Raw genomic sequence first — 15157 nt, forward strand, 5'->3', positions numbered from 1 at the left:
GCAAATAATTCTTAAGATAAGCAATTAAACTCTCATCCACCATGTAATTCACAATCTCACGGGGCGTATAAAAAGAACCTGTTTGTTTCCTCGCCGTCGTCTGAGTTTCTGGATTATAAGCCGCCAATAAATTCTCAAAAACTTGACCTAATAATTCAGGATCAAGCGCCACATCTTCCTCAAAAGGTGTATTTTCAGCGATCGTAAACTTATAGCTATTAAAGATTTCAATTAAGCCACGAACCTGATATTTCTTGCGACTCGTACCAAAATCCGCATTCAAATCCACATCTTGAAAATCCCCAAAAAATAACTCATTGGGAACCGATAAAGGATTTTTAGAATTATCACTAAACCCGTCAATTCTAATCTCTGGCTCAGTTGTATTCTTCTGCGACGGAATATCCAAACACTCAAATAAACCACCATTTAAAAATGGAATCTCAGCAAAATAGCGATTAATTACTTGATCAGGCTCCTGAAAATAGTCTTCATAGCGAAATACATTATGCACCATGTACTGATGACTCTGACTACCAGAACGCTTAATAAACGCCCGATCTTTTTCCGTATTCAGGGTTGCAAAGAATAAATTCTGCAAAATTGCCTTGTAATAGTTGCTTTCCTGCGGTTCTAAACTCTTGAGAAGCGATCGCATATCTTCGTGATCAAACAAAGCATCAGGAACTAAGCCCTTTTCCTTCAAAAACCATACAAACATTAACCGTGTAATTAACCTAATTAAACTCTCTTGATTGTCCTTAGCATCCTTGGGGAAAACCACCTGCTTACAAGCATGAAAATACCAAGCTGAAACCTCTTGATAAAACTTTTTATTTAACAGATTAACATCAAGAACCTTCCGCCAATATTTATATAACTTCTCAAAGGAATTTACCCGATCTTTACCCACAGTTGGAATCTTGAGATCCGCTAAAATTCTTTCATGTCCCGTATGGGGCTGCCTAATATCAATATCCCTTAAGAGTGTCACCTTTCCTGCCTTCTCACCTTCACGATTATCTTTATATTTCAATCTCTCCGTATTGGCAAACGCCAGATATTCGCCATACTTAAACACAACTACCACAGGTGTATAGCAAAACTCCCGATTAAAAGCCCGTGATATTTCTGCTAACTGCGATCGCGTTGGCAATAAACCATCATCACGCCCCCGCAAAGTTATCCCAAAAATCAATATCCCATCATCATCCGACTTAATTTTATCAATTGCTAAACTCTTACCACCCTTGAATGCTGCATCATCAACCATCCCCAAAAAATAAACATCATCAATGAGACGAAAAGATTCCCGATCTTTATAACTATTTTCCAGAATTTCCCTAGCAGGAATTGGCGCATCCGTTACAGAAGCGATCGGTACTTGCAACTCCGCAAAAAAAGCCCGTAAAGCAGGCAAAAAGTCTAATTCATTAAAAATAGTGAGTTTCATATCAAAACAAAGCCACAATCACGGATTATGCGGATTAAAGGATTTCACGGATTTTACTTATTTTTATCATATAGCTTTCAACAAAGAAAATCCCTTAATCACTCTTAATCCAAAAAATCCGCGAAATCCGTGTAATCCTCTTAATCCTTGTTCAACTCCTCTCAAAAAATACGGTAAACTGAACAATGGTTAATATAAGCTCCACTTTTCATGACAAATCCTGATCCATCCCAAACTAATCCCAATCTTTGGCCGCAATTATTACAACAACTGTTAGACCGCCAATCCCTTTCTGTAACCCAAGCCTCACAATTAATGCAGGGATGGCTCTTAGAAACAATTCCTCCCGTCCTTTCTGGGGCGATTTTGGCGGCAATACAAGCCAAAGGAGTATCAGCGACGGAATTAACCGGAATGGCCTCGGTTTTACAATCCTTTGGCTCCTCGGATACCCTCACCAAAAGCAATTCCGGCATCATTTCTAACTACCGTGTGATTGATACCTGCGGCACCGGGGGCGATGGAGCTTCCACCTTCAATATTTCCACCACCGTTGCCTTTATTGCGGCCGCAGCCGGGGTTCCCGTAGCAAAACATGGAAATCGTTCGGCATCGAGTAAAGTTGGCTCTGCGGACGTATTAGAAGCCTTGGGGATTAACTTAAAAGCACCTTCCGAAAAAGTCAAACAGGCATTATCAACTGTCGGAATCACCTTTTTATTTGCCCCAGGTTGGCATCCCGCCCTCAAAGCCGTGGCCCAACTACGTCAAACTCTGAAAGTCCGAACCGTATTTAATTTATTAGGGCCATTGGTGAATCCCCTATATCCAACCGGACAAATTATTGGGGTTTTTGATCCTAAAATGCTCCCAATTATTGCCCAAGCCTTAAACCAATTAGGTACGGAGGTTGCGATTGTTTTACATGGACGAGAAAGACTTGATGAAGCGGGATTAGGAGATATTACCGACTTAGCAATTTTATCCCAAGGAGAGGTTAAAGCAGCCACTCTCAACCCCCAGGAATTGGGGTTAACTTTCGCTCCCCTAACAGCCCTGAAAGGGGGAGAAGTGCAGGAAAATTCGGAGATTCTAAGAAATTTATTGCAGGGAAAAGGTACACAGGCGCAAAAAGATGTGGTGGCTCTGAATGGGTCTTTAGCCTTACAAGTTGGGGGTGTTGTACCCATGGGCGACCACTCGCTTGGAATTCGTTTAGCTCAAGAGATTTTACAAAGTGGTGTGGCTTGGTCAAAACTGGAAGAATTGGTTAAATTTCTTCAGGATTAATGTTATTTAACTGGCTTTTTGCTGAGGTAAATTTAAGGGAGCAGAGGGTTGAATCGGTTTGGATTGAAAGACATCTCTTAATGCTTCTTCTAAGGTCGGTCGCATCACAATTCGGTTTTCACTAGCGACAATGACTCTAACTAAGGTCGGTAAACTATTTTCTTCTGCTTCTAAATATAAAGGTTCAACATAAAGTAGGGATTGTTCAATGGGAATCACTAATAAATTCCCTTGAATTACCCGTGATCCTTGACGACTCCAGAGGGAAATCTGCTCGGAAATTTCGGGTTCTTGATTAATTAAAGCTTCTACCTGTTCCGGGCCAAAAATTAGGCGTTGTTTCGGGAAACGATATAATAGTAAACTCCCATAATGTTCGAGATCAGAACGAGCCGTTAACCAGGCGACTAAGTTATTCCGACTAGCGGGAGTAAAGGGAAGCATCAGCATGAATTCCTCGGTTTTTTCCGTCGGTAATCGCATGATTAAATAATAGGGTTCCATGGGTTGTTGTTTACTCGCATAAATTTCTACTGGAACCCGCCAGAGGTCTTCCCGATTATAAAAAACAATCGGATCACTCATGTGATAAGTGAGTAAATGTTGAGATTGAACACTAAATAAATCAACGGGATAGCGAATATGTTGACGCAGGGTGAGGGGCATTTCTTCAATAGAATTAAATAAATCGGGAAAAACCTGTTTCAGTGTGGATATGATCGGATCTTGATCTTCCTCTAATGAATAGAATTTAACCTTACCGTTATAAGCATCAATAATCACTTTCACCGAATTTCTAATATAGTTAAATCCGGCTCCTTCAGGATCGGAATAGGGGTACATATTACTGGTAGTATAAGCATCAATCATCCAATATAAATAGTTATGATCAATGGATGGCGAGTTAGAATCAGCAACTACTAGATAGGGGTTACTATCATAATGTAGAAAAGGGGCGATCGCTTTTACCCTTTCTAAAATATTGCGCCGAAAAAGTAATTTAGTTTCGGGGGTGAAGTTATCCGTAAATAACATTTGCCAATTTTTTAAATAATAGGCAAATAACAACCGTTTCCATCCAGTTCCAATCACAATTCCGCCCTCGCCATTGTAGATGTTATAAACATTCTCATTTCCCAGGGGAAAATCGAGTTCTTTTACTTTAGTTGAAGTCATTATTTGAGTATTGGTAAGTAACCCGTAATAAAGTCGAGGTTTACCAATAGGAATTATATTTTTAATACGGGGAGAAACTTCTAAGGTTGTATCTTGATCTAATCGTGGATCAGCACCAATATTTTTCACAAAAAATTCAGGAAGACCACCCTCCGCAACCCGATTAACTGGGGAGAGAGTAAAACCATAACCATGGGTATAAACCAAATGTTCGTTAACCCAAGTTTTGGCTTTTTCTGGGACTAATTCATAGTTTAATTCCCTGGGAGAAATGAGTACCTGTTGTTTTTGTAAACCTGTGTTGAACTTTCCTAAAAACTTATCGGGTAGAATAGAATAGCGATCATAATCGGCGTCGGAAAATTCATAATAGAGGCGAATTTGTTGTAATTGACGATTAGTTTGTAATAAAGGTCGTTTATCCCAAAGACGAATATTATCTACCGTTAAATTATTATTTTTAATGTCGGTATAACTTAATTTAGCATTCGGATCAAAAGTTTCAACGTTGATTTTATCTAAATTAAATCCCTGGCGAGTATACTGAATACTCCGCTTAATATAAGGTAATTCTCGCTCTAATTCGTTGGGTTGAACAATTAACTGTTGAACTAAATTTGGTATAATACCTACTACCAGAATCGCAAATCCTAAATACCAAGTAAATATTACTCTAAGGGAATAGCTATCTGCGAATAATTTATCTCGGCGTGAATTTCGGTTTTTAATTAGAGATAGTACCCCTATTTTTCTTAAAAAAATATCAATATATGGTCTAACTTTTTTAACCGAAAAAAGAGATTGCCAAATCAGAAAAATAGAAAGAAATATAGCAATTATAGATAACAATAAATAACTGGGTTTTAAGATATTGACATCAGTAAAATCTGCCCCAAATACTACCCCCTGAGTGGAGTATAAAAGTTCATAACGGGCTAACCAATACCGCATCGCACAACTGAACATCAGAAGCCCTGCTAATCCGTGCAGGTGACGTTGCTGAGGGTGAGAAAAACTTGGGAATCGTCCTTGACTGATACTATTTCCAGAGAGTAAATAGATTAAACTACAAGTAATAAAACTAACTGAAAACAATCCAATTAACCAAAATTCTAACAAGTGAGCAATGGGGAGACTAAAAATATAAAAGCTAATATCTCTATTTAATAATGGTTCAATTTGGTTAAAAGAAGTGGGATGAAAATATTGCAAGAAACTTGCCCAATGACTTGATAATAATAGGCTAAAACCAAAGCCAAAAATTAAAGCAATAAAACTAAAAATAATCAGAGGATTCCAGAGAATAGAAATTACTAAAATTAATAAAACAGGGATTTTCCAACTGTAATCTTTAAAATTTTTAATCCATTTCTCGAAAATATTAGGTTCAAACTGGGCGGGTAGATTAGAAAATAGAGGTTGACTCGCATCCCAATGCCAATAACTAATAAAAATCTGGCTATAATGAATAATAATCAAACCTAGTAATAGGGATAAACCCATCACCAGCATTAAAAGCGAAGGTAATCCCAAGGAAAATCGAGGTAAATTCTGATGAGATAAATCAAAAAGATGATCGGGAGGTTTATTTTGTAAATGTTGAGGTAAATATCGATGGCGTCGAGCTATAACTAAATTTCCCATTAACCAAGCTACAGTGATTAATAAACCCAATAGCGCTAACCCAACTTCTATCCATAATCTTCCTTTAAAAACCGACAAATAATCGACTTCTTCAAACCAAAGAAATTCACCCCAAAACTTAGCGGTGAAATCGAGGATAAAGCCCAAACTCAATCCCACTAAAATCACTTTAAAAAACAGATTTTTTCTCGACATGAGATTCAATTAAGCGATGAGAAACTCTTGGGTTTTATTGTAACCGATCAAGCCTAGATGTTGAGACAGGGAATAGCCCCCCAAACCCCCCGTGCACAGGGGGCTAGTAGGGGGGAGGGAACGCCGGATCTGGGAACAGCCCCCCAAACCCCCCGTGCACGGGGGGCTAGGGGGGGGAGGGAACGCCGGATCTGGGTAGAGGATGTGTAATTAATTTTGTTTAGGTACTTATACCCCGGCCAACTCAGAAACGTCTACAATCAAAAGCGTATTCAGTGGAGTTGATTACCAAAAATGGATATTAAATTAATCCTGACCGTATTAACGGTGTTCTTTACCTTGGGCTGTCTGTTCTTTGGAACCAAAAACGGCTTCTATAACAGCGACGATTACCATGGTAACGGTTCCGCTCATTAATTAGAGGGGCAGGGGGAGTAAACTCTTGCCTCTTGCCCATTCGTAATTCGTAATTCGTAATTACCTCTTGGACTAGCTTTCTGGACACCTTATATGGCACACTGAATTGACTAAGATCAAGATCTGGGAGTAATAATCCTCTAGCCGGGATATCTGATAACACTGTTGACTCTAGGGTTGAGGTCTTCTTCGCCCTTTGTGTCCGGTGGTGAGCTTGAAATCATGGTGTGTGTAGTGAACGAGGACGAAAAAATTGCTGCGGTCAATCAAGGGTTTTGTCAGAAGTTCGGGGCGTGGGAGTCAGTGGTCGCTTGTCGATAGCAAATTATCCCTCAAACTGAATCTGCTCAGTACATTAGTCCGAAGGGACTTAGAGGCACGATACAAAGGTTCGATTCTCGGCAACCTCTGGCCTTTATTGAATCAGTTGTCCCAACTGCTGATTTATACCTATGTTTTTTCCATTGTTCTCAAGGTCAAACTCAATCTTGAGGGTTTTCCCGATAACGAATTAGCCTTTGGCCTGTGGCTATTTGCGGGTTTAATTCCTTGGTTTGCCTTCACAAATGGATTAATTCAAGCAGCCAGTTCCGTTGTCGGACAGCCGAACTTAGTCAAAAAGGTGGTTTTTCCCCTGGGACTATTGCCCCTGGTACCGATTTTCTCCGCCTTTATTGAAAGCTCCTTTGGCTTAGTGGCCTTAATTGGCTTAACCGCCTTGTCTTCTCAAATCCTCCACCCTACCCTTTGGTTACTGCCGTTAGTTTGGATACCCCAAGTCCTATTAACCGCCGGGTTAGGCTACTTAACAGCCGGATTAACCGTATTTCTACGCGATATTCCCCAGAGTTTAGGCGTAATTTTGAACCTTTGGTTTTATGTGACGCCGATTTTATATCCCGTCGCTAAAGTTCCTGAATCCTGGCAATTTTGGATTGTTTGGTGTAATCCCATTACTGGACTTTCAGAAAGCTATCGAGATTTAGTTTTAGTCGGGGAAATGAGACATTGGGGAGAATTAGCCATGTCCTCAATATTCGCCTTGGTTATGTTTTGTTTAGGCCTATGGGTTTATAGACGGTTGCGTCCAGCCTTTGCTGACGTTTTGTAGCGGTGACAGTTCCTCACACAACTCACACACAAACTGATCACTGATAAACCACCGAAATCAACATCGAATGACCGAAATTGCTATATCTGTTAATCACGTCTCTAAATGCTTCAAACGTTATCGCCATCCGGTGGATAGATTGAAGGAAATTTTTGTGCCTGGAAAGAGTCTGGCTCATAATTTTTGGGCATTGCAAGATATTAATTTAGAAGTTTGGAAAGGCCAAACTTTAGGGGTTGTTGGGCGCAATGGTTCGGGAAAAAGTACCCTATTACAAATAATTGTTGGAACTTTAACCCCAACTCAAGGAGATGTGCAAGTTAATGGTCGAGTTTCAGCATTATTAGAACTCGGTAGTGGGTTTAATCCTGAATTTACTGGGCGACAAAATGTATTTTTTAATGGTCAATTATTGGGATTAAAAACCCATGAAATTGAAGCCAAATTTGATAGTATTGCTGCTTTTGCTGATATTGGAGATTTTATTGATCAACCTGTCAAAACCTATTCCAGTGGAATGTATGTGCGTTTAGGATTTGCGGTAGCTACCAGTGTTGATCCTGATATTTTAATTGTTGATGAAGCGTTATCCGTTGGGGATGAAGCCTTTCAACGTAAATGTTTTAGTCGAATTCATGAAATCAAAGATCGGGGTGGAACCATTTTATTTGTCTCCCATTCAGCCCCTTCAATTATTCAACTCTGTGACTCGGCTGTATTAATGGATCGGGGAGAATTGTTACTCGAACATACTCCTAAAATGATCATTTCTAAATATCAAAAAATGATCTATGCCGATGCCGATCAAATGATCATGATTCGAGATGAAATTCAACATTTAACCCGTAAATCCTCCCAACCTTTAGAGGTAATTGAAGAAGATTCTCAAAAAAATCAGTCCCATCCTAAAAACCCAGCCTCTCCCTCCGTCCTACCTTCTTGGAATACAAAAAATGGACATTATAAAGATTATTTTGATCCCAAATTAGTTCCTGATCATCCGATTAAATATCCTTCCCGTGGGGCTGAAATTTTAGAACCCCATATTATTACTTTAGGGGGTGAAACGGTTAATCATTTAGTCGCTCGAAATAGTTATATTTACACCTATTCCGTGAAATTTGATAAACTCGCCTCCCATGTTCGCTTTGGAATGTTAATTAAAACCGTGAGTGGATTTGAATTAGCGGGAGCTTCCTTTTTAGCCACATCTCAGTCGATTAAACAGATTGAACCCGGAACAACCATTGCCATCAAATTTAAGTTTGAATGTCAATTATCACCGGATGTTTATTTCCTGAATGCGGGAGTTTCTGGTATTGTAGAGGGTGAATTCACTTATTTAGATCGCTGTATTGATGTTGGGATGTTCCGAGTTCAACCCTATGAAGATTCCTGTAGCACTGGGGTAGTGGATTTGTTGATTGAACCCAGTTTAAAAATCAAGTCCGGTTTAGTAAAAACAGCATCGGAACTATAGCAATCCGCACCGAGGTTGTAAGAATATTATCTGGTATTCCCTATTCCCCTTTTTGTGATTAAAACGCTGAAATAGAAACCAAACACAAGAACATGATGGATACAACTAACACCACCTCTCCCGTTATTATTATTGCTGGAATGCACCGTTCAGGAACCTCTTTAACCGCTTCCCTACTGCAAAATCTAGGGGTTAATATTGGTAAACAGTTAGTCGGTGTAGACTATGGGAATATTAAAGGTCATTTTGAAAATGTTGATTTTGTAGACTTTCACAAATCTGTTTTTAAAAGCCATGATATTGATGAACTGGGGTGTGTATTCTCAGGGGAAATCTCTCTCACAGAACAAGAGATAGAATCCGCTAAAAAACTGATTGAAATTAATCAAGATTCTTCTTCAGCCTGGGGATGGAAAGATCCTAGAACTACTTTATTTTTAGACTTTTGGCATCAATTATTACCCCAGGCTAAGTTTATTTTTGTCTATCGTTCTCCCTGGGAAGTTATCGACTCTTTATATCGTCGGGCGACGGATGCTATCTTACTAGACCATCCCGAAATTGCTATCCAAATGTGGAGCAATTATAACCGCAAAATTTTAGAATTTTATCATAAATATCCCGATAATTGCCTATTAGCAAATGTTTATACTGTTGGCAATCAAACGGCTGATTTTATCAAACAAATCAATCATAAATTTAATCTTAATTTACAGGGTGAATTTTCCAATCAATTTGAACCGTCCCTATTAGTAAATCGGATTTTAGCGACTCCAAAACCCCTATTTATTAAAGCCTATTTTCCTGAATCCATCGAACTATATCAGACCTTAGAAAACAATGCTTATCCATTAAATAGCCATTTAACGGCATTGGAATTAGAGAGTTTAAATCAACCTTTATCAGCCGATTGGGTGTTTGAAGATTGGGCAAAACTCAGAAAATTAGAAAAAAATCAGTCTGTTCTAGCAAAAGATTTAGATATATTGCTCAAAGATAGAGATATTTTACAAAAAGATATTCAAGAATGGCAAGAACGTTTTGACGATGCCGTTGAACGTTTAATTAAAACTGAAAATCTCCTGGGTGAAACTCAATTAAAACTCAATGGTATAGAAGTTAAAGCCGAGGAAGCTATAACTAAGTTAATCTCTACAGAAGCAGAATTAGGCAAAACCCAAGGGGAATTAGAAGGGTTTAAAACCCGATTTGAGCAGGCGGTAGATAAACTCGTCACCACAGAAATAGAATTAGGTCAAACCCAGGGGCAATTACAAGCTGTAGATGCCAAATATCAAGAAATATTAAGGCGCTGCCTTCAATCAGAAACGGAACTGGGAATTACTCAATTTCAATTCCAAGATTTAAGTATTCAATATCAAGATGGACTGACCAAACTTTTAACCTTAGAAGATGAATTAGGGCGAACTCAAATGAAATTGTTGGGAGCAGAATCTCAATTTGAACAAGCCTTAAATAAAATATTCAGTTTAGAAGATGAACTGGGTAAAGCCCAACAGGAAATTGTCGCTATGAAGTCCTCCAAATTTTGGAAACTGCGAGGAAAATGGCTGGGTGCTAAACGACGTTTAAAACAATTTCGCCGTCGATTTATTTACTCGCTGGATTTTCCCCTGAATTGGGAATTAATTGGATTTACGGAGAAATTTTTGAATATTTCCGGTTGGTGTTTTTATACTGGAAATCAACAACTAAAAGCGGTGAGAGCTAGAATAGGCAAGGATATTTTTGCCGGAGAATATGGTATTGAACGTCAAGATGTGGCGGATATTCATTTAGCTTATCCCCAAGCAAAATCATCAGGATTCTATCTTCAAATTCGCGTTCCTCAAGGCAATTCCTTAGTAGAATTAGAAGCCCAAGATAGTAATGGAAAATGGACGGTATTTGCCCGTTATCCCCTAACGGCTTCTAGCTTAAGAGCCTCCTTTGATGTGCCGTCACAGTGGGAACAACGACAGGGACAAATCCTATTTGCAGGTTGGTGTTGCCATCCGAATCAGCGAATTACACAATTAAAATTAATCTATGGAAATCAATGGGTGATTTGTGCCTATGGGTTACGTCGTGTTGATGTGGGGCAGGTTTTTCCTAATTGGATAGGAAGCGCCGAAAGTGGGTTTGAAGCCTTAATTGATTTACCCCCAGGAACTTGGGAAATTAGTTTAGAAGCCCATTTAGAAAATGGGGAAATTCTGATTTATAACTGTCCCCAAACCTTACAAGTTTCCCGCTACGGACTATTAGAAAAAAGCACCACAAAAATTAAACAAGTTTCTCGTTATACGGCAGCCATTCAAAAACGAATAGGAGAACGAAAACAACGTTTAGGTCGTCTCTTACCGATGCCTTGGGAAATTCCAGCAATTCTGCGGCAAATGAGCATGATGTATCGGCAAACAACCGTCCCCCAGGGGGATTTTTTACCCCCCCAAGGCTTTGAATTACTGCAACCAATTGAACCCTATCAGGCTTGGTTAGTTGCTAATCAATGGACAGAACGCAGTTTAGAGTCTTTAAAAACTCGATTAACAGTTTATTCGCCAGAAATATTGCCTAAAATTTCCGTGGTTATGCCCGTTTATAACCCCCCGATTGAATTCTTGGAAAAAGCGATTCAAAGTGTAATTAACCAAGTTTATACTAATTGGGAATTATGTATTGCCGATGATTGTAGTACCAATACCCAAGTCGTAGAATTATTAACTGAATATTCAGCAAAAGATGCTCGAATTAAAGTCTATTTCCGCAGCGAAAATGGCAATATTAGCGCGGCTACCAATAGTGCAGCTAGTCAAGCAACCGGGGAATTTATTGCCTTTTTAGATAACGATGACGAATTAACCCCCGATGCGTTAGGGGAAATGGCATTATATTTAATCCAATATCCCGAAACCGATTTTCTCTATTCCGACGACGATAAAATTGACCCCGATGGCAAAAGATTTGCCCCCCAATTTAAGCCCGATTGGTCGCCCCAACTCTTGCTTTCCTATATGTATATGGGGCATTTATTAGTAGTTAGACGAGGAATTTTTGAGAAATTAGACGGATTTAGAATTGGATTTGAAGGGTCACAGGATTATGATTTTGCCCTGCGAGCAACGGAAATTTCTCGCCAGATTGGTCATATTCCTTTAGTTCTCTATCATTGGCGCACCGCCCCCGGCTCAACGGCCGTTTCTGGAGCGGCAAAACCCGCGAGTTTTGATGCCGGAAAACACGCCATTCAAGAAGCCTTAACCCGTCTTCAAAGTTCAGGAAAAGTTTATCAACCGAATTGGGCCAGTGAACTGAATCTAGGAATTTTTTATCATCAATTTCCCGACCAAGGGCCGTCCGTAACGATTATTATTCCGACTAAAAATCAACTTAAATTACTCCAGGCTTGTGTCGAATCAATTAAAAAAACAACCTATCAAAATTATCAGGTTGTGATTATTGATAACGAAAGCGACGACCCCAAAACCCTAGAGTATTTCAAGAAAATCAGCGACACCGAAAAAATATCAGTTTTAAAAATAGCTAATCAAGGAAAATTCAACTTTGCTGCGATTAATAATCGGGCGGTGGAACAGGTGAATACGGATTATGTATTATTCCTGAATAATGACACGGAAGTGATTAATTCCCATTGGTTAACTCAGATGATGGGTTATGCTCACATCCGAGGCGTAGGGGCAGTTGGGGCGCGGTTAATTTATCCCGATGACCGGATTCAACACGCTGGAATATTACATGGACTCCATCATGGTTTGGCGGGTCATGCTTTTAAGTTAACCCACCGTCAAGATTTCGGTTATTTAGCCTATTCTAAAGTCGTCAGAAATTATTCGGCGGTGACGGCGGCTTGTTTATTAACTCCTCGTCAATTGTTCTTAGATTTAGGGGGATTTAATCAAGTTGATTTTGCCGTTGCTTACAATGATGTGGATTATGGATATAGATTATTTGAACAGGGTTATCAATCGGTTTATTGCCCGGAAGCGGAATTAATTCACCGAGAAGGAACCAGTCGCGGTTATAAAGATGACCCGAAAGAAGTGGCAAAATTCCGTCGCCAATATGCCGATAAAATTGATCCTTTTTATAACCCTAATTTATCCTTAGATAATGAATGGTTTCAAATTCAACCTCGACGCTATCAATTAAAATTGACTGCTAATTTTGCCCCGATTCCAAAGGTTTTAATGTGCAGTAATGCCCTGGAATATACGGGCGCACCGTTACATCAATTTGAAATTGTGGTTAAGTTAGCCGCCGAAGGAAAACTAGAACCGACGATTTTCTGTGTTGATGATGGGCCGTTACGCTATGCCTATGAACAGCAGGGAATTAGAGTAATTGTCAGGGAACATCCCCTAGCTAATATTTATCAACGGGAAGCCTATAATACTGTCATTGAAAGATTAGCAAATGAACTACAAATAGAACAATTTGATCTAGTTTATGCTAATACTTTAGAAACCTTTTTTATGGTGGATTGTGCTAAACAAAAATCAATTCCTTGTGTGTGGAATATCCATGAAAGTCAGGCTTGGCAAACCTATTTTAATGGATTGGGTTCGGAAATTTCAGCCCGAGCCTTAGAGTGTTTCCAATTTCCCTATCGGGTGATATTTGTTGCTGATGCAACCCGAAATCTTTATCAATCTTTAAATAGTCATCACAACTTTACGGTGATTCATAATGGTTTAGATATTCAAAGGTTACTTAAAACATCAGAACAGCTAACTAGAATTGCAGCCAGAACCGCGTTATCAATAGCAGAAGACGAAATCGTTATTTTGTTACTGGGAACGGTTTGTGAACGCAAAGGACAAAAGGATTTAGTTGAAGCGTTACCCCTATTATCAAGTAATTATCATAACAAAATTCGTTGTTTTATTGTTGGCGATCGCCCCAGTATTTATAGCACCGAATTAGCTCAATTAAAAGCCCAACTTCCCGATACTTTAAAACAGCGATTAACCCTAGTTCCAGAAACTCCAGAAACCGCCCAATATTTCCTGGCTGCGGATATTTTCGTCTGTACCTCTCGCGTGGAAAGTTATCCCAGAGTGATTATGGAAGCCATGGGATATAACCTACCGATTATCACCACTCCCGTATTTGGAATTCCTGAACAGGTGCGTCCTGAAATTAATGGTTTATTTTACACGCCCCACCAACCGGAAGAATTAGCCAAATGTTTAACATCGCTATTAGAAAACCCGGATTTAAGACAGGAATTTGCTCAAAATTCCCAGTATGTTTTGGAGTCTCTGAATACCTTTGAGGAAATGACTCAAAGTTATTTAGAAATCTTCCAAGAAGCCTATTTTATTAATCCCTATCCGGCTTCTAATTCCTTCTTTTCTTCCCAATCCGTTGAATCCTTAGAGATTCAGATTAACCCCCCTTCTGCGGTCACGATTTCCGCCGTCGAAGTCAATCATCCTGAACCTGAAATTGCCGAACCTCAAGCAAAAAATTATTGGGAAACTAATCCTAATGCCGCCGCCAGTCAATGGGTTTCTAATCCGATTATTGGGGATACCATCCATCAAAGAATGTCTGGAGGTCAAACCCAAAAATATTGGTTACGGTGGTTAATTGAAGATTATTTTGTCGGTCAAAAATTTAATCATCTGATTTCCTTGGGATGTGGGATTGGGAATCATGAAATTTTGATGGCGGAATTGGAATTTGCTCAACACATTGATGCCTTTGACTTTTCGGAATCTTCCTTAGAAATTGCGCGAAAAGACGCTAAAAAAGCTGGAGTTAAGGTTAATTTTTATCAGGAAGATTTTAATACCTTTAACCTGAATCCAGAGGTTAAATATGATGTAGCATTTTGTTCCGGTTCTCTGCATCACGTTCGGGAACTAGAACGATTTTTAGAAATGGTTCATAAGGCGTTACATCCCCAGGGCTATTTCATTATTAATGAATATGTTGGGGCTAATTATTGCATCTACAATAAACGCCAGGTGGAACTAATCAACCGCCTATACCAATGTTTCCATAAATTAATTCGTTCTGGGATTATGGAAAATAAATTTATTAATCCCAGTATTCATCAAGTCTTTGCCACTGACCCCTCAGAAGCGGTTCGTTCTCAACTGATTTTACCCTTTATTGAGTATTATTTTGATATTGAACTATTCAATCCGTTTGGGGGCGCAATTCTTCATCCTCTGTATCCTTTATTAGATCATAATCAGTTTTTACCCGGTGATCCGAAAGGAGAAACACTAATTAAACTTTTGTTGGAATTTGAACAAATATTAATGGAAATTCCTGGAGGGTTAGAATCGGATTTCTGTTTGTGTGTATTGCGTCCTAAACGATTTTAAATCAGTGTAGAGACGTGCCATGGCACGTC

The 15157-nt window shown here is 39.2% G+C and carries 6 protein-coding genes and 1 pseudogene; 5 read left to right on the plus strand and 2 right to left on the minus strand.

Translation table 11 applies throughout. The features are described from left to right. Nucleotides 1-1453: pseudogene (locus tag AC559H_RS10330) on the minus strand (hypothetical protein); the annotation flags it as partial. A 210-nt stretch (nucleotides 1454-1663) separates the two neighbouring features. On the opposite strand from AC559H_RS10330, the gene trpD reads away from it, so the two are divergent. Next, on the plus strand, nucleotides 1664-2743 hold the full coding sequence (gene trpD / locus AC559H_RS10335) for an anthranilate phosphoribosyltransferase (protein WP_026788904.1): 1080 nt from the start codon (nucleotides 1664-1666) through the stop codon (nucleotides 2741-2743). A gap of 6 nt (nucleotides 2744-2749) precedes the next feature. On the opposite strand, the gene AC559H_RS10340 is transcribed toward trpD, so the two are convergent. Then, nucleotides 2750-5758, minus strand: a complete 3009-nt coding sequence (locus AC559H_RS10340) for a UPF0182 family protein (RefSeq protein WP_026794509.1) — start codon at nucleotides 5756-5758, stop codon at nucleotides 2750-2752. A 294-nt stretch (nucleotides 5759-6052) separates the two neighbouring features. Between AC559H_RS10340 and AC559H_RS10345 the strand changes: the two genes are divergently transcribed. The 4 genes from AC559H_RS10345 to AC559H_RS10360 all read left to right on the plus strand — a co-directional run bounded on the left by AC559H_RS10345 (nucleotide 6053) and on the right by AC559H_RS10360 (nucleotide 15128). Next, a complete protein-coding gene (locus AC559H_RS10345; RefSeq protein ID WP_087882202.1) occupies nucleotides 6053-6175 on the plus strand; it encodes a DUF8629 family protein in 123 nt (40 codons plus the stop codon). Nucleotides 6176-6440: 265 nt separating this feature from the next. Continuing rightward, complete coding sequence (locus AC559H_RS10350; RefSeq protein WP_026788901.1) at nucleotides 6441-7286, plus strand: ABC transporter permease; 846 nt, start codon at nucleotides 6441-6443, stop codon at nucleotides 7284-7286. 67 nt (nucleotides 7287-7353) lie between these two features. Next, a complete protein-coding gene (locus AC559H_RS10355; RefSeq protein ID WP_026788900.1) occupies nucleotides 7354-8766 on the plus strand; it encodes an ABC transporter ATP-binding protein in 1413 nt (470 codons plus the stop codon). Between the two features lie 95 nt (nucleotides 8767-8861). Next, on the plus strand, nucleotides 8862-15128 hold the full coding sequence (locus AC559H_RS10360; RefSeq protein WP_026794510.1) for a glycosyltransferase: 6267 nt from the start codon (nucleotides 8862-8864) through the stop codon (nucleotides 15126-15128). Nucleotides 15129-15157: the final 29 nt, after the last annotated feature.

This window comes from Planktothrix prolifica NIVA-CYA 540, assembly GCF_963864145.1.
GTDB classification, from domain to species: Bacteria; Cyanobacteriota; Cyanobacteriia; order Cyanobacteriales; family Microcoleaceae; genus Planktothrix; species Planktothrix agardhii.